Genomic DNA, 17796 nt, shown 5'->3' with positions numbered 1-17796 from the left:
AAGAGTAATGAATTCTACATTTATCGATAAATTTGATTCTGTCGCGAAAACATCCCCTGAGAGTATTGCGCTCATTACCAATCAAACTTCAATTACTTATTATCAACTCCAACAAAAGGCAAAGAGGATCGCTGTTGGCATTCAGTCTGAGAACGATGATAACGTCGACGGAGTGGTAATTTGCTTACAGCGAGATGAGCAGCTCATTGCCACGCTGTTAGCATGCCATTATCTTGGTATACCGTATATTCCAGTTGATCCAAGAACCGCAAGTGAGAAAATTGAACATATCCTCTCTCAAGCCAACTACTTGTATATCAGCAACGCGAGAATAAGCCAATTCCAAAAAACAATTGATATCAACAGGCTGTCTCAGTCCGAAGCCACCTTCGAGCAGGATAGTCTCTCAAGCACATCTCAAGAGGCCTATCGCATATATACATCTGGTTCTACCGGCGCTCCTAAGGCTGTCATGGTAAGCTATGTAGGGGCAGCTAACTTAATTGAGTATTTTTGCTCGCTGCTTGCATTCAAGCCCGAACAGACATGGTTATCATCTACGTCAATTTCCTTCGATATTTTTTTCTTGGAATACTCAGTTCCATTGTCGTGTGGTGGAACGTTAATATTACTAACAGATCAAGAGATCTACTCACCTCAACAGGTTGCAAGACAAGTAATGCGTTGGTCTCCTTCTGTCTATCAAGCCACTCCTTCTCTTTTTAAGGGGCTCTTGGGATATATAGACAAGGGGTGGCGATTCCAAAAAGTATTAGTGGGGGGAGAGTCTCTATCGCCCCAGTTATCTTCATCGCTGTTTGAACGAAGTGATTGGTTGTGTAACGTGTATGGACCAACAGAGACTACCGTCTGGTCTAGTGCGCACGTTATTCAGCAAGCTGGGGATACGCGTATTGGACGCCCCATATCTCACACTGATATTTTTGTGTTAAACGAGCTTAAACAAGAGTGCGTCCAAGGTGAGATAGGTCGTATATATATTTCTGGAGATGGTCTTGCTCTGGGCTATTTTAATAACCCTGAGTTGACGTCAATGAAATTTACAGACGTACTTGTCGGGGGGGTGAATATACGAATGTATGATACAAATGATGTTGGTTATGTGGATGATGAAGGTATCATAAATTTTCTTCACAGAGAAGGCGGGTATATAAAAATCAATGGATTTCGAGTAGAACCAACAGAAGTGACAGATGCGTTTGAAGCGATAGAGGGGGTGTCGGGTTCTGCAGTCATTGCCATTCATGATGAGCTATCGGATTCTTCAAAACTGATTGGGTGGGTAGAATGCAATGGGTTAGCTGAGACGACTATTAGAGCATTTCTCGAGACAAAATTAAGCTACTATTTGATCCCACATCATATTTTCACCATCCCTGAATTGCCTTATACATTGAGCGGTAAAGTTGACGCAAACCGGCTTGAAGACATGAGCATTAAGCTTTTAAGTAAAGCGACTAAGGGTAGTGTTTTTGAAATAAATAGCGAGTCATCAGCGCTGTCATCTCATCCTGTGGGTGAGATTTTGAGCCAATATGTCGACATAACTCTGATGTCAAAGGACGACAACTTCTTTGAAAAGGGTTTAACGTCGATACAAGCAATTTCCTTTCATATCGATATGCTTGAACTGTATCCTAACTTAGAACTGTACGAAATCTTTGAACGGCCATCGTTCAATAAACTGATAAATGAACTTGATTGCATATGATTTTAATCTGAGTCATTTCCGACTCATAGGAACGTCCAACGGCCAATAGGTCGTAAAAATGGAGATATACATGAACGACTCATTCGTGCTTGAGAGGAAAGTGATTTGGTTGATGGCGCTTATTCAGTTGATCAATGCGGTGGATTTTATGATAGTTATGCCACTCGGGGCCGATCTTGCAAGTGCGTTACATATATCAGCGGCAAGTATCGGCTATATTGGTGGAGGTTACACCTTAGCTGCCGCCGTCTCTTCCTTACTGGTTGCTAAGTATATCGATAGGTTTGATCGTAAACGGGTAGTGTTAGTCATGTTGAGTGGACTATCGGTAGCTACCTTGCTGTGCGCACATGCCTGGAATATGGAAAGCTTGATGTTTACCCGTATCCTTGCTGGTTTCTTTGCTGGTCCTTTAATTGCTATTGCGCTGGCCATTGTCACAGACTGTGTCCCCCCACAGCGTCGTGGTCGAGCCATGGCCACCGTGATGGGGGCATTTTCCATTGCCGCGATTGCGGGCGTGCCTTTGGGCCTTAAGCTAGCAAGTTGGTATGACTGGTTCACGCCTTTTTACGTAGTTGGCGTCTCAGGGATGTTGGTGACCACAGTGGTGGCGGTGTTGCTGCCAAGCCTTAAGGGGCACCTTCAGGAAAGGGCGTCTACATCGCCTGATGTGTCTCTGCTGGTTTTAATGGCAAATCGCCGGGTGTTACTGGCGATGTCCTCGTTAGGCTTGGCAGTATTTAGTACGTTTCTTCTGGTACCGAATCTAGCCGTCTGGCTTCAATTCAACGCCGGTGTCGCTCGGGATGATTTAAGTGTGTATTACCTAATCGGGGGAGTGACCAGCGTGATCGCGCTGCAGATTTTTGGCCGCATGGTCGACAATATGGGAGCGTTTTCCGTCGTAGCCGGTCTCGCTGTAGGCATCTTTGTTGTGATTGTCGACGGTTTTATGCATACCTCTGCCTTACCACCTTTGGTTATTTTTACCGCATTTATGGCGTTGACGGCAACGCGAACTATTGTCGCGACCACAGTTAATACAACGGTCCCAGCTCCCCACGTAAGAGCGGCTTTTATGTCTCTTCAAAGTATCTGTCAACATGTATTTAGTGGTCTAGCCGCCATCCTCTCGTCCTATATCTTGGTAGAAGAGCAGCAACAGCTACACAACCTTGGGATATTGGCAACCTGTGCGTTAGCCCTCACGCTCGTGCAGCCACTGGTCTTACAGCGCTTGCTCAAGCATCAACAGCTCTCTCCCACCACGCCATAAGTAGATTAAGAAAGCTTGATGTCTTGATACGCCTCAGGCTTTCTCAATACGTGCCACTTATTTGGTTAAGGAATGACGCATGCCTCAATTTCTTAAAACCAGCCAGAAAGTCGTTTCTCCTCTGTTTAGGCATTTGGTCTTATGGTTCAATGCCTTCGATCTCAAGTATTTCGATCAGTCACTTTTCTTGGAGTCAGGTGTGGAATACCCAACGTCTCTCACAAGAGCGATACCAAAAAGAAAAGCCGAGTACTTTGCTGGCCGGCTGGCTGCTAGACGTGCACTCCACTTTCTTGGGTGTAAAGAACTCGCTCTCCCAATAGGAGAGTATCGACTTCCCAAATGGCCTTCGGGTTACCGTGGGTCCATTTCGCACACACGGGCATTAGCGGTGTCGGCAGTCTGTGAGCACGATCACTATCAGGCTGTAGGTATTGATACTGAAACGATATTCACGGCTGATCAATGTGCCAAGTTAATGAGTGTGATTGTATCTGAAGCCGAATGGAGTTCTATCGCTAGAGGTGATTGTGCACTTGCTCAACCGCAGCTCATCACTCTTGTTTTTTCAGCTAAAGAAGCTCTTTATAAAGCGCTATATCCTCACACCTTGTTGTTTCAGGATTTTAGTGCCGCAAAACTCACATGGGTAAGTGAAGAATCGGCACAGTTTCAGATTGAGCTAACCTGTGACTGGAGTGGAGTATATCGCACAGGCTCTCATTTTACGGGATGGTTCCAGTTTTTCGACAATTCTGTTGTCACAGTGATTGCTGATGGGCCTCGAAAATAAACGGCCCTACTGAGTGGGAAGAATTTCCCGATTTGGCCAACTAGTCACTTCAATGAAGTATTTTTTTTTGCATCTTAGTAATGAGCCTGATGAGCAAATTACACAAAGACAAATTAAAAAGGAAATTATTTTGAACTATGAAGTAACTCAGTCACTCTTTAATGAGCGCAAGGTGACAAAGTATGATGGTTATTATCATGACATCCCATTATCTGTAGGTGAAATATTTGTTTTGGCAAGGAATATTGTAGAGCATTATAAAGGGGTTAATAAATACAAAATAAGCCCTGATAGGTATCGCGACATAGATGTCAATCAACCTGAAATTATATTGGATAGGTTGTATAGTTCTGGAGTAAAATCAATTATAAAACCGATTCCCTTTGAGCATAAGATCATCGGGCATTGTTTAACTATATCTAGCATGGCGCTTGATATGATGAGGTACAAAAAAATCCCTTCTCGACTGCGGTATGCTTATTGCACTTACTTCAGTAAAGATATTTACCCAGAGCAAATTTTGATTGAATACTGGTGTAGGGAGCGAAACGCATGGTTAATGGGAGACCCCTCGATGAACCAAGAGATATTGGAGCACAATCAGATCTCGGTAAACGTGGATTTTTGTGACGTGCACACCACGTTGTCTCAGCCTGTCTACTGGGTATGGCATCAATTAAGGAAAGGACAGCTAGATTTCAAAATGTATCGTGGTATCCATAACAAGCAAGGGGAAAACAATGTATTGCAAGAGGTCGCTAGAGTATTTTTGAATGACTTGGCAATGATGAATAATATCGTATTGTCTATCTATGATTATATCCTATCACCGTATCAGTCTGACCATCTTAGTGAAGGGGTATTTAAATATCTAGATGAGATTGCGGATGAAATGATAGCCTCGCCTGGTTGTATGATTACTTATGATGAATCCAATCTTATTCGGCGTCAGCCGAGAGTTGTGGTAAGAAAAAGTGTATTCCAGACAGAAGAATATAAAGTTGAGATCTAAGAGTGTACAATCTGGCGTTTTTCAAGAAAGTTATCACCTGACACAGGCTTCAAACCGCGGTCTTCTTTATGCTACATAAATTATGTGGCGTTATTAATGATTGCTGCTTGGCTTAGCCAGGTTTCCAGACAACATCACCAGCGGTGGCAAACAAACGTTGCTGTGGATCACACTGGTCTATCAGGATCACCTACGACAGACCAGCTTATGGGCAAGGCTAATGGCCAGGGAAGGCGCCGCATCAGCTGTATGCCCATCAGGTGGCTGCGTAGCATATCAGGCTAAACGGGCTCATAGAAGGAAGCGGCCGATGGCCGCTTCCTTCTTGGGTCTGAACGAGCTGAAAACTCAGCGTTTACCGAATGTCCCTTGGATTACGTTCCCCATAACATCAGGTGATTTTTCTACTTCATGTTGGGCTATTTGATGTTTCACAATATCCCCCCACCGAAGAAATAAACTCCTAAGTTTTTCAGGGTTACGTAAAGCGCCCGCCTGATAAGTTCGCAGGAGTTTGTCACTGATTTGGTGGTTCAGCATATGCTCTATCTCTAGAGGTCCTGCACCAAGTTCAATACCACAGCAGTTTGCAACACTGCGCCGCAGGTCGTGTATGCTAAAAGGCTCAAGTTCAGCCAGCTTACGCTTCTGTAGCCGGTCAAGGGCGCGCATAAGTGCGTCACCTGTGATAGCATGACCCAGCTTCGTCGTCGATTCGAACACATACGGACTGGTAGAGGAGGTTATCATTCGCTGTTCTGAAATGATTTCCCGAGCCAAAGGCGACAAGGTCACCACATGCGGGCGCCCATTTTTGGTTTCCGGAATCGTCCAGCGATCACCATCCAAGTGTGCCCACTGCATCGATATCACTTCACCTCGACGAACCGCGCTCAATATGACGATTTTAATTGCATTGGCGACACTTCCAGAAAGAACAGAAGTCGTAGCAATGCCACGACCACCAGCTGTTAACGCTCCGCCACCTTCAACGCCCTCTTCTAATGCATGCCATAAGGCTCGTAATTCAGAGATTGGTAGCCAACGCTCTCGAGGTGGATTGGGGGTCGCATTGTACACTTTGGGTTTGAGTGCCAACGTGGGGCTCATCTCGATAAGCTGTCGTCGCATAGCCTCCTCCATCACCTGGTTCATTATCCCCATTGCTTTGCGAAGCCCTTCCAGAGAGACCTTCTGTAGCTTCTGATAGTGTTGGTGGAGGACGGCCATGGTGATATCGCAAATTCGATATTTACCAAGGACCTTTTGCAAGTGTGTTTGGTAGATTCGACGATAATCAGTGACGGTTCGGAGGCTAATCTCTGATCGAACGCCATCACGGCGTTTTACGCTGGCTTTGTGGCTAAGCCATTGCTCAAACAGTTCATCAAGCACGAGCATCTGTTCGTTCTTTTGTTTAGCTTCTGCAACAACCTGACGGGGATCGATGCCCTGTTTGACTTGCCCCACCGCAACACAATGTCGCTCACGAGCTTGAGCAAGTCCCATCGCAGGGTATAGTCCAAGTACCATGGTTTGTTGCTTGCCAAGGAGCCTAAATCTATACACGAAGCGTTTTTGCTTACCGGCCCGAACCTCGAGTGATAACCCGTTACCATGTTTAGAGCTGATAGCAAATCGGGTTGCGGTTGCACCTTCTTTAAGCTCTGCTGCCGCGACTTGTCGATCTTGAGAAATCATCCTAAAACCTCGTATTGGGGTACCACACTGGGTACCACATTTGGCATCGTATAGGGTTGTATGTCGTTGGACAAGAGTGAATTTGATGTGTGCTTAAGTTATTGAATTCAATGTAAATGCATTTATTTGTTGGATTTATCAAGACAGGATTAAACGTGAGTTTATTGACTTCGTAATGCGAAGGTCAGGAGTTCGATTCCCCTTATCGGCACCAAAAAACACAAAGGGTTAGCTTCTGGGCGAAGCTAACCCTTTGTGTTTTTTGGTTGGTGGCCCCTTCTCATACCCCTCTTTTGCTATTGCAACACCAAGGAGGAAGGCCTGCGGGCCAACCCTCCCGGCAGGCGGCTACGCAGGTTTTGCTATTCCCCTCAGGCAACCTCGATGTCTGGCTTGGCTGGCTCCTTCTGCATGGATAGCTCTCCAGCTTGCGATGAGGATTCCAGCTTGTCGATGCGCACCGCAGCTACCTTGAACTCGGGGATCTTGGCGTGGGGGTCGGTGGCATTGATGGTGAGCCGGTTGGCCGGGGCTTCGGCGAAGTGGAACGGGATAAAGACCACGCCCGGTTGCATCCGCTTGGTGACGAAGGCGGGCAGCTCGATATGGCCGCGGCGGCTGGTGACTTTCACCCGCTCGCTGTTGCTGATGCCCAACCGCTGCGCATCCACCACGCTCATCATCACCCGCGGGCCAGCCAGCTTGTCGAGCCCCTTGGTCTTGCGGGTCATGGTGCCGGTGTGGAACTGCTCCAGCAGGCGGCCGGTAGTGAGCACGATGGGATAGGTCTCGTCGGGCAGTTCGGCGGCATAGCGGAACGGGGTGGCGACCATCTCCCCCTTGCCACGGGTGAACTGCTTGCCGTGGAGCAGGCGAGTGCCTTCGGGCGCCGCGTCGTTGCAGGGCCACTGCAGCCCTTGTGCTCCAACCTTGTCCCACTGGATGCCGGCGTATTGCGGGGTGACCCGGCAGATCTCGGCGGTGATCTCCTGGGCGTTCTGATAGCGCCAGTCGCCGCCCATTGCATTGGCAATCTGCTGGATGATCCACCAGTCCTCCCGCGCGTCACCCGGCGCCTTGAGGGCGGGGGAGATGCGCTGCACCCGCCGCTCGGTGTTGGTGAAGTGGCCGCTTTTCTCGGCAAAGGAGCAGGAGGGGAGCACCACATCGGCCAGCTGGGCGGTTTCCGAGAGGAAGATATCCTGCACCACCAGAAACTCCAGCTGCTTGAGCCCCTCAATGACGTGATGCTGGTCCGGATCGCTCAGCACCGGGTTCTCCCCCATAACATAGAGCCCCTTGATGCTGCCCGCGCAGGCGGCATCTATGGTCTCGGTGAGGGTAAGGCCCGGTGTGCGCGGTAAGTCTGGCTGCTGCCAGGCGGCGAAGCGGGCATGTACTTCGGGGTTGGCCACCTTCTGATAGCCGGGCAGGCAGTTGGGCAGCGCCCCCATGTCACAGGCGCCCTGCACGTTGGATTGGCCCCGCAGCGGGTTGATGCCGCCCCCTTCGATGCCGATGTTGCCGCACAGCAGTTGCAGGTTGGCGATGGCCCGTACGTTGTCGTGGCCGGTGGTGTGCTGAGTGATCCCCATGGAGTAGTAGATGGCAGTGCGCTCGGCGGTGCCGATGAGGCGGGCGAGCTCAATCACCTGCTCGGCCGGTACGCCGGTGACGAGGGCGACCTTGTCCGGTGCATAGGCGGGGGAGAGCACCTCCGCTTGCAGCGCCTCGAACCCTTCCACCCGTTCGGCGATATAGGCCTTGTCGTGCCACTCGTTCTTTATGATCTGCTGCATAAGGCCGTTGAGCAGCATCACGTCGGTGCCGGGGCGGTGGGCCAGATAGAGGCTGGCGTGGTCCGCCATCTCGATCCGCTTCGGATCGGCCACCACCAGCCGCGCCTTGCCCGTGATGACGGCCCGCTTGATATGGGAGCCGATGATGGGGTGGGCTGCCGAGGTGTCGGAGCCGATGATGAAGATGAGATCCGAGTGATCAATGCTCGGGATGTCGTTGGTCATGGCGCCACTGCCGAGTGACGCCTCCAGCCCGGTGACGGTGGAGGCGTGGCAGAGCCGCGCGCAGTGATCCACGTTGTTGGTGCCCAGCTCCCGGCGCATGAACTTCTGGAACAGGTAGTTCTCTTCGTTGGTGGTTTTGGCCGAAGAAAAGCCCGCCAGTGCATCGCTGCCATAGCGCTGGCGCAGGGCGGTGAAACGCTCGGCGACCAGGGCGATGGCCTCCTGCCAGCTGGCGGGCTCCAGCTCGCCATTTTTGCGGATAAGCGGGGTCGTGAGGCGCTCCTTGCTCTGGATAAAGTCAAAGCCGAAGCGCCCCTTGACGCAGAGCAGCCCCTGATTGACTGGCGAGTTGCGGTTCCCCTCCACATAGCGGATGCGGTTGCGCGACTCATCGACATAGAGGGTGACGCCGCAGCCGACCCCGCAGTAGGTGCAGATGGTATTGACCGGCGTGAGCAGCTCGGTGCGCCCCTGCGACTTGTCGCGGGCATCCACCAGGGCTCCGGTAGGGCAGACCTGTACACAGGCGCCGCACTGCACGCAGTGGGAGTCGCCCATCGAGAGTCCCGTGTCGAATTGGGGGCGGTTCGAGAGGGTGCCATCGCTGTGCTTGGCAAAGTGCAGCACTCCCTGCACCGCTTGCTCACCACAGGTCTGCACGCACTGGCCGCAGCCGATGCAGCGGTTGGCATCAAACACGATAAATTCGCTGCTGTTATCCACTGCAAACTTCTGGCACTGACTGGTGTCGAGAGCGCTCTGCTCGACCTCGTATTCGGTGGCATAGTCGCGTAGCGCGCAATCGGTGTTGGCCTGACAGCCGCACTCGAGGCAGCGACTGGCCTCGCTGCGGGCATCGGCATCACTCAGCCCACGCTCCACCTCGGCAAAGCTGCCCTCGCGATCCTGCTCTGCCAGATGAGGCATGATGGTACGGGCGACTTTATTCAGGTGAGCAAACTGGGCGGGATCGACCTGCTTGAGTGTGGGTGCCTTGCAGGCGTTGAAAGGGCGAACCGGGTCGATCATGTCACCGTGGAGGAACTGATCGATGGCCAGTGCCGCCTTGCGACCATCGGCGACCGCTTCGATGGCGGTGGCGGGCCCGCGGCGCAGATCGCCGATGGCGAACAGGTTGCCGTGGCCGCTGTGCATGGTCTCGGGGTGGGATTCCAGCGTCTGCCAGCGGGTGAAGGGGAGGGTGAGGGGCTCCCCTTCCATAAAGCTGAGATCCGGCTGCTGCGACACTGCCGCAATCACGGTATCGAACTCTTCGATGAGGAATTCGCCGGTGGGCTCGGGGCGGCGGCGACCGGAGGCGTCCGGCTCGCCGAGGGCCATCTTCTCGAGACGCACCTGACAGACGCGACCACCCTCATCGGCCAGATTTTCTACCGGATTGGTGAGCATCATGAAGCGCACCCCTTCGTGCTCCGCCTCGTCGATCTCGTAGGCTTCGGCGGGCATCTCGGCGCGGGTGCGGCGATAGATAAGGGTAGTTTCAGCGCCCAGCCTGACAGCCGTACGGGCGCAGTCGATCGCGGTATTACCCCCCCCGATAACCGCAACCTTCTTGCCAGTGGTGAGCCGCTTGGCCAGCATCCGATCTTTGAGGTAATCGACCCCGAGATAGCAACCCGCCAGGGTGCTGCCGGGGTAATCCATCGGCACCGCCTTGGATGCGCCGATGGCCAGACAGACCGCATCATAGTCGCGGCACAGTGCCGAGAGGGTGATCTGGTGGCCTAGTCGCTGCCTGGTGTGGATCCGCATGCCACTCTGGCACATCAATGCGATCTCCTGATCGAGGATCGCCTTGGGCAGCCGGTACTCGGGGATGCCGTAGCGCAGCCAGCCACCTGCTTCGGGCATCGCCTCGAACAGGTCGACCTCGAACCCCTCGTAACCCAGATAATAACCGCAGGTGAGGCCACCCGGGCCGCTGCCGATAATGGCCACCCGCTTGTTCTTGGCGGGCTTCTTTGCCGGTTGATAGGGGGCAATCTCTGCCAGATCGAGATCGGCGGCGTGACGCTTGAGTTGGCGAATGGCCAGTGGCTCATCCACCAGCGCGCGGCGGCACTCGGCCTCGCAGAATGCGGGGCAGACCCGGCCGATGGAAAGAGGCATCGGCAGGGTCTGCTTGATGACGGCCATGGCCGCCTCGTGCTCCCCCATGGCGATGTGGTGCAGATAGGATTGAATGTCCACCCCGGCCGGACAGGCGCGCTGGCAGGGGGCTTCGCAATCGGCGTAGTGATCCGAAAGGATGCGGCCGAGCGCCCGCTGGCGGTGTGCGCGCAGGGCATCGCTTTGGGTCGTGACCATCATCCCTGCCTTGGGGCGCGTCTCGCAGGCGCGCCGGATGCCGAGCCCGGCAATCTCGACCACGCAGAGGTCGCAGGGGGTCTTGGGGCCGCTGGTGTTGTCACCGCACAGGGAGGGGATATCAGTCTGGTGCTGTTTGGCTATCTGGAGCAGGGTTCTGGTCGGGTCAACCGTCAACTGAGCCCCATCGAGGGTGATGGTGATCATGGCGTCATAAACTCGCTTTCAAGGCGCAGAAAATGCTGCATCTGGCGGAGCCAGCAGGGGAAGCGACAGGGAGGCCGCTTGCTATACGCTCACCATAACAAAGATTATTTACAACTTTATTTGATTTTAGACAGCTTATTGTTCAAAAGGGAAAACGATTTCAGGTTGTCTTGTCTACCTCATCGGCACGGCGCATCGTTGAGAACCATTCCTGTTAAAGCAGGAGATTTATTGTCTTATTGTCAGTTTATGCGTCTGGTAGAAGAGAGGCTGCTCTCGCTAGCGGTAGGCGTGATCCGCCAGTAGCACCATTTTTGATGCAACTTATTTTGAATAAATGGTGACGCAAGGCATGCGATGCATGCAGAGCAAAGGGGGGGGGCACTCGGCTGGCTAGACGGTTGCTGGAGAGGGGGCGGGCATGCGTGAGTGGCGAGTCCTAGATAAAGAAAATGGCCACCTTTTGAAGGCGGCCATTCACGTTGTCGGTCGGTGCTCTGTTGGTCCAAAGGGGTGGTCGCGGGAGATCAGCCGGATATCAGGGTCGGCAGTCGGGCTTGCCAGATCTGGTGCCAGTGCTGCAGTTCGCTGCGCGGCATCGGGCGGGCGGTAAAGAAGCCCTGACAGATATCGCACCCCAGCTTGGCCAGCAGTTGCCAGGTCTGCACATCTTCCACCCCTTCGGCGACTGATTTCAGCCCCAGCTTGCGGGCCAGCTCGATGCTCGATTCGATAATGGCCAGACGGGAGGGGTCGGCATAGCAGCGATCGACAAAAGATCGATCAAGTTTGAGCTCGGTAAACGGCAGCAGCGCCAGCTGCTGCATCGAGGAGTAGCCGGTGCCGAAGTCATCGATGGAGAGGCCAAAGCCGTGCATCCGCAGCCGGGTCAGCACCTCCAGTGCCTTGCCGATATCCTCGACAAACGAGCTTTCGGTCACCTCCAGGGTGATCAGCTCGGGATTGACGCCCCAGCGCTGGCACTGGTTGATCAGGAAGTGGCAGAGATCCCCCTCAATCAGCGAGGTGGTGGAGAGATTCATCGACAGATTGAGGGAGAGACCGGTCTGGCCCCACAGATGGCAATCCTGCAGCGACTTGTTGATGATGACATCGGTCAGCTGATCGATAAGGCCGTTATTTTCCGCCAGCGGGATAAACATGCCGGGGGAGATCAGCCCATATTCCGGATGCTGCCAGCGGGCCAGCGCCTCCATCCCCACCCACTGGCCGGATGCAAAGCCGACCTTGGGTTGATACCAGGGCAGCAACTGGTCGTTGTCGAGGGCGCGTTTGAGCTCGTCCACCGACAGGACGATGCCATCGTCCTTGCCCGAGGGGGCCGACTTGGGTGCCCAGGAGTCGATCAACTGGCGCAGCCGCTGCGGGCTGGAGGGTTTCTCGATGCGACCCAGCACATGGAGACCATAGGCCGCGCTCATGCGCAGCACAGCCTCCACCACGTCATCTTCCAGCGCGCTGGAGAGGATGATGCCGCCCCGAAAGCCACCCAGCGAGAGGCGGCGCAGCAGCGCCATGCCATCCATGCCGGGCATCCGCAGATCGCAGAACAGGATGTCGACAGTGTGGCTCTGGCACAGTGCCAGGGCTTCGATGCCGTCTGCGGCCTCCAGCAGTTGCTGATAACCGAGCGCCCGGATCTGGTGCATCAGGGTCTTGCGTTGAAACCCGTGATCCTCGACCACCATGATGACCAACTCGTCTGCCGTTCTACTCATCGAGCCACAATCCCATTTCACGTTCAATATTGTTCATCTGTTCTTCCACTCTCTGTGTCAGCAGCGCGAGCTCGCTCAACTGTTTGAGGCGGGCCGCCGATTCCAGTTGCGCCGCATGCTCGGCCAGGGAGAGCTCCCCGACCATTCTGGCTGCCCCTTTGATGCGGTGGGCGATCTCCACCAGCTCCTGGCTATCATCGGAGGAGAGCGCGCTCATCATAGCGTGGCAGTCTTTCCGGTTGGAGGCCAAATACTCCCTTGCCATGCTTTTGGCAATCCCTTCATCGCCAAACAGATCTTGCCAGCGACCGATCATGTCGAGATTGATGGCCTGTCGTGCGGGCACTCTCTCTGTGATCGTAGTCGCGGGCAACCACCGCAGCAGCATCTGGCGCAGTGACTCCAGCGAATAGGGTTTGCACAGCATGCCGTTCATGCCGGCTGCCGTCATATTGGCTGCCGCTTCCTCCGAGGTATCGGCGGTGACGCCGATGATGGGGGCTTGCTCCCCTTGTTCCCGCAGGCGGCGGGTCAGGGTGTAGCCATCCATGTGCGGCATGTGGCAGTCGGTGATCAGCAGGGCGAAATCCCGGGTTTGCCAGGCGCGCAATGCCTTCTCGCCATCTTCCACTACCTCGCACTCCACCCCCAGAATCGCCAGCTGACGGGTCAGCAGGGCGCGATTGACTAGGTGGTCATCGGCGACCAGCACCCGCCCGCCCAGTTTTTCGATTCTGGCGGCATGGGTGGGTACGGCTCGTCCGGTGATCAGTTCGCGGCAGCTTTCGAGCAACAGATCCGGATAGAGGGGGGATTGGCCGAGGCGCCACCAGTTCTCCGAGCCTATGCGCCCCCGCAACGCTTCGCGGGGGGAGAGGATGACCCCCTTGATGGGGCCGGATTGCAGCAAGGTGTGCCATTCGCTCCCCATGCTGGACTCCAGCGCGGCCTCTTCCGCCAACAGCAGGCCGTCGAGATCGGCGGTGAGCTGGTGGATATCGAGGGGAGTTAACCGGGCGCCGAGCCGTGCCATGGTGGCCTGCAAGGCGGCATCGCTACCCAGCCACCACCATTCGCTGCCCGCCAGTGCGGGTGGTTCCCACAGGACATTGAGCAGCGGGATGCTGAAGCGGAAACAGGCCCCTTCACCGAGCTGGCTCTTGACCGTCAGGGTGCCGCCCATTTTCCTCACCAGCTGATCACAGATGGCCAGGCCCAGACCGGTGCCACCAAAGCGGCGATTGATATCGGATTCCACCTGCTCGAACGGGGTAAAGAGCAGCGCTTGCTTCTCTTCGGCGATACCGATGCCGGTATCCGTCACCGCGATAACCAGCTGCTGGTCGTGATAGCTGGCCTGGATCGAAATGGCGCCCTGTTCGGTGAACTTCACCACATTGTTGAGCAGATTGGAAACCACCTGGCCCACTCTGACCGGATCGATATCGGCCAGGTCGGGGAGTTGATCTTCCCACTGGAGCGTGACCTTCAGCCCCTTGCTGTAGGCCAGTGCGGCATGGCCGCGGATCACGTCGCACACCACAGGTTGCAGACGGCAGGATTGGCGATTGAGGTGCAGCTGACCCGCCTCGATTTTGGAAAAGTCGAGGATATCGTTGACCAGATAGAGCAGGTGGTTGGCAGAGCTCTCCACATTGCGCAGCAGATAGCGCTGGTCATCATTGAGCTCGCTCATGCGCAGCAGCTCCAGCATGCCGTGCATGCCCGAGATGGGGGTTCTCAGCTCATGGCTCATGGTGGCCAGAAAAAGGCTGCGAGCCTGCATCGCCTGCTCGGCCGCGGCGCGCGCCTCACGCAGCTCATGCTCCTGTTGCTTGATGGCGGTGATGTCCTGCACCACGCCGTTGAGCAGGCGATCATGGCCCTGTTGCGCCACAAAGTTGCCGCGGATCTGGATATAGCGCTCCCCCTGAACAGAGGGCACCAGCACCTCCATATCGAGCGGCTCAAGGATTTGCGCATGTTTGGCCACCTTATCGATAAAGGTTGCCAGAGCCTCATCGTTCAAGCCGAGGATCACGCCGCCAGACTCGGCTGCCATCAACTCTTGGTGGGTCATCCCGAGAATGTCGCTGGCTCCTTGGGACAGATAGAGGAATTTCCCCTTGCCGGCCCCTTGCCAGAGATATTGATAGACCAGACCCGGCATGCTGTCAGTGATGTCCCGCAGCCTGCCCTCCACTTCCCGCACCTTGTTTTCGGCGGCCTTGAGGGCACTGACATCGGTCAATACCGTCAGCACCCCCTGAATCGCGCCGTCTGCTGCGCGATAGGGCAACTTGACGTAGACCACGTGAAGGGGAATATCCCCCTCGCGCTGGGTATAACCCGATCCTTGGAAGATCTCGCCGGTTTCCCAGACCGCACGCTCCTCGCGCAGCATCTGTTGCCGCTCGTCCTCGGTCATATAGCCCCAGCGATCACCTTCTTCCCCATCACCGACAAACAGCTCGCGGTATGCCCGGTTGCTGAGGGTCAGGCGATGATCGCGATCCCGCAGCGCCACCATATTGGGTAGGGAGTCGAGCAGGGTCTGGATGAACACCAACTGTTCATTGAGCGTCTTCTCGGCCCGTTGTCGCTGCACGATCTCCCGTTTCAGGGTACGGTTCCAGGCCCAGAACAGGGTAAACAGCAGGGTGGCTGCCGCGCCGCTCATTACGAACCAGAACAGCACTGTTTCGTTATTGATGCCGGTCTGCACGCTCATGGAGAGCCAGCGTCTCTCCACTTTATTGAGCTCCTCCGGCGGTATCGAATAGAGCACCTTGGTAAGGATCCGCTGCAGCATGGGATCTTTGCGCGTGGCCATGGCGACTGGCAGGCGCAAGTCTTTGCCGGCATAGACCACCTGATAGCGTTCGCTCACCCGCTTGTTGATGGATGGCAGGGTGACCATCACGTAGTCGGCATCGCCCGTGTCCAGCAGCTCCAGCAAGCGGTTGTCATTGTTGACCTCTACCGGATGGGCGCCGATGTGGGTCAGTAGATCTTTATCCAGCGAGCCATGCACCATGCCGACCCGTTTCCCTCGCAGCAGTGAGAGATCGGTGATATCGGCACTGCGTTTGGGGGCAATGACTACCCGATCGACAAACAGATAGCCGGGGGTGAACAGCGCAAACTGGCCGCGGTCGTGGTTGGGGGAGATGGCCGGAATAAAGTCGATCTGCCGCAGCTTCAGCATATTCTGGGTTTCACCCCAGCTATTGGTGCGAACCAGAGAGAACTTCAGCCCGGAGACTTGCTGCATCAGCGCCATCAGGTCTGCCACATAACCGACCAGCCTGCCCCGGTAATTGAATTCGCTCATGGAGGTCCAGTCCGGAGAGACGCCGTAAGTTAGCTCAGGATGCTGGTTGAGCCACTCCTGCTCCTCAGGGGTAAACTGCACAGACTTCACCGCTCCTGAGTCCGCATGTTGGCTAGTCGTGGTAGCTGCCAGCATATGACGACGATCTTCAACCGGTATCTCGTTGAATGCCTTGCTCACCAGGCTGACCAGTGCCGGGTCGCTCTTGTGCATATTGATGGAGAGAGACGTGCCGCTTACCCATTCCGGGGTTGCAATGGTGAAGCCAGCCTTGGAGTGCTGATCTTTCACCATCACCAGTGACGGCATGTCAGCAAGATAGGCGTCAGCCATGCGCTTTTTGAGCATAAACGCTGCTTCGCTGCGACTCTCTGCCTCGGTCACACGGAGAAATCCCAGTTTTTTCAATTCACTGCAAGCATTGACTCCTGTGACACAGACCCAGTGCAAACCATGGGCATCCTGTCGTGACAACTTCGTTTTGCCATTGTTGAGCAGCACGCCGCGCGGCATGGAGAGCAAAAACGGGAGGGAGACAATATTGGATCGCCATTGTTCGCTTGGCTGGTCGTTCACCAGTATGTCGATTGCTCCGTGGTCAAGTCCGGTCAGCGCATCCACGTAGGAGAGGTAAACCTTGTAGCGCAGGGTCAACCCGAGCGTTCTGGCAATCTGCTGCGCAATGTCGGGGACTGGGCCGGTAAAGCGTTGATCTGCATCCTTATAGCTGTATGGAGGGTCACCCATCATCGGCATGCCGATGACCAGCTCCTGGTGTGATGACAGCCAGGCGCGTTCAGACAGATCAAACTCGTCTTCATTCAGACTGGTAATGGCGTGCGCCGCCACGCCCCAGAGCAGTAGCAGGAGAAACAGGAATAGACGATCAGATTGGCGGAGCATCAGAAGGAATCCAACAGAATTGGGCGCATATTGTAAGTGCATTAAAATGCAGCGGCCAACTTCAATTTACTCAATATTGGGCCACGACATGCCACTGTACAGCTGTGAGTCCGGCTAGTACCGGGATGGTAACCTGATGATAAAGCCTGCGCGGTGATGTGCCTGATTTTTTGTCAAAGGCCAGTTCAAGGGGATATTGGAAAAAAATCCAACCAGTTTGATATCGGTAAACAACATGGACATGGATGTCTAGTCCTGAAATAGGTTTACACATTTTCAACTAGCATTTCTCTACTCAGAACCCCCTATGTACCGCATCGGGGTTCTGTATTTCAACGCATGATGCGGCTGCTCCGCGTTGTAAATATCCACCGCTTCACGCACCATTTCCCGCGCTTGCATCAAATCCTGCGGGCTTTGCAACAACAACTCTCCTTTCAAAATCCCGTTCACCCGCTCCGCCAACGCATTCTGGTAACAGTCATACCCATCCGTCATCGAGCATTTCACCCCGTACCGTTCATGTAGTGACTGATACAGCCCCGAGCAATACTGCACGCCGCGGTCCGAGTGATGGATGAGTTCACCGCCGCCACGCCGTTGCTTCAGTGCTTTCTTGAACGCCATCGCCACCGACTTGGCGTGCATCCCTTCGTGCACGTGATGGCCCACTATCTTGCGTGAGTACGCATCCGTCACCAGGCTCAGGTACAGCGGCCCGCTCCTGGCTGGCAGATAGGTGAT

8 protein-coding genes and 1 pseudogene are annotated in these 17796 nt (G+C 54.5%); 4 read left to right on the top strand and 5 right to left on the bottom strand.

From position 1 onward, the window contains the following. The first annotated feature begins 7 nt into the window (after positions 1-7). The 4 genes from AB5Z09_RS08810 to AB5Z09_RS08795 all read left to right on the top strand — a co-directional run bounded on the left by AB5Z09_RS08810 (position 8) and on the right by AB5Z09_RS08795 (position 4816). Positions 8-1732: an AMP-binding protein gene (locus AB5Z09_RS08810; RefSeq protein ID WP_368195088.1), complete on the top strand. Its 1725-nt coding sequence runs from the start codon at positions 8-10 to the stop codon at positions 1730-1732. Positions 1733-1802: 70 nt separating this feature from the next. Next, entirely contained in the window at positions 1803-3011 is a 1209-nt protein-coding gene (locus tag AB5Z09_RS08805) for an MFS transporter (RefSeq protein ID WP_368195087.1), read from the top strand. Between the two features lie 79 nt (positions 3012-3090). After that, positions 3091-3804 (top strand): 4'-phosphopantetheinyl transferase, encoded by a 714-nt coding sequence (locus tag AB5Z09_RS08800; protein ID WP_368195086.1) that lies wholly within the window; start codon positions 3091-3093, stop codon positions 3802-3804. 67 nt (positions 3805-3871) lie between these two features. Then, on the top strand, positions 3872-4816 hold the full coding sequence (locus tag AB5Z09_RS08795) for a hypothetical protein (RefSeq protein WP_368195085.1): 945 nt from the start codon (positions 3872-3874) through the stop codon (positions 4814-4816). A gap of 348 nt (positions 4817-5164) precedes the next feature. Here AB5Z09_RS08795 and AB5Z09_RS08790 read toward each other — a convergent pair whose 3' ends face one another. The 5 genes and pseudogenes from AB5Z09_RS08790 to AB5Z09_RS08770 all read right to left on the bottom strand — a co-directional run. After that, on the bottom strand, positions 5165-6517 hold the full coding sequence (locus tag AB5Z09_RS08790; protein WP_368195084.1) for a tyrosine-type recombinase/integrase: 1353 nt from the start codon (positions 6515-6517) through the stop codon (positions 5165-5167). Between the two features lie 371 nt (positions 6518-6888). Continuing rightward, on the bottom strand, positions 6889-11076 hold the full coding sequence (gene fdhF, locus AB5Z09_RS08785; protein ID WP_368195083.1) for a formate dehydrogenase subunit alpha: 4188 nt from the start codon (positions 11074-11076) through the stop codon (positions 6889-6891). Between the two features lie 527 nt (positions 11077-11603). Next, positions 11604-12815: an EAL domain-containing protein gene (locus tag AB5Z09_RS08780; RefSeq protein ID WP_368195082.1), complete on the bottom strand. Its 1212-nt coding sequence runs from the start codon at positions 12813-12815 to the stop codon at positions 11604-11606. Then, the gene (locus AB5Z09_RS08775) at positions 12808-17052 is read right to left on the bottom strand and encodes a transporter substrate-binding domain-containing protein (RefSeq protein WP_368195081.1); all 4245 of its coding nucleotides are present in this window, start codon (positions 17050-17052) and stop codon (positions 12808-12810) included. Before AB5Z09_RS08775 ends, AB5Z09_RS08780 begins: the two co-directional genes overlap by 8 nt. A gap of 295 nt (positions 17053-17347) precedes the next feature. Next, positions 17348-17796: pseudogene (locus AB5Z09_RS08770) on the bottom strand (transposase); the annotation flags it as partial.

It is taken from the genome of Aeromonas sp. R2-2 (genome assembly GCF_040908355.1).
GTDB classification, from domain to species: domain Bacteria; phylum Pseudomonadota; class Gammaproteobacteria; order Enterobacterales; family Aeromonadaceae; genus Aeromonas; species Aeromonas veronii.
The sequence above is the reverse complement of the archived record's forward strand: the minus strand, read 5'-3'. Positions and strand labels throughout refer to the sequence as shown.

Coding starts and splice junctions, on each gene's coding strand:
- AB5Z09_RS08775 (WP_368195081.1), bottom strand. CDS start 17,052: ATGCTCCGCCAATCTGATCGTCTATTCCTGTTTCTCCTGCTACTGCTC.
- AB5Z09_RS08810 (WP_368195088.1), top strand. CDS start 8: ATGAATTCTACATTTATCGATAAATTTGATTCTGTCGCGAAAACATCC.
- AB5Z09_RS08790 (WP_368195084.1), bottom strand. CDS start 6,517: ATGATTTCTCAAGATCGACAAGTCGCGGCAGCAGAGCTTAAAGAAGGT.
- AB5Z09_RS08780 (WP_368195082.1), bottom strand. CDS start 12,815: ATGAGTAGAACGGCAGACGAGTTGGTCATCATGGTGGTCGAGGATCAC.
- fdhF (WP_368195083.1), bottom strand. CDS start 11,076: ATGATCACCATCACCCTCGATGGGGCTCAGTTGACGGTTGACCCGACC.
- AB5Z09_RS08800 (WP_368195086.1), top strand. CDS start 3,091: ATGCCTCAATTTCTTAAAACCAGCCAGAAAGTCGTTTCTCCTCTGTTT.
- AB5Z09_RS08805 (WP_368195087.1), top strand. CDS start 1,803: ATGAACGACTCATTCGTGCTTGAGAGGAAAGTGATTTGGTTGATGGCG.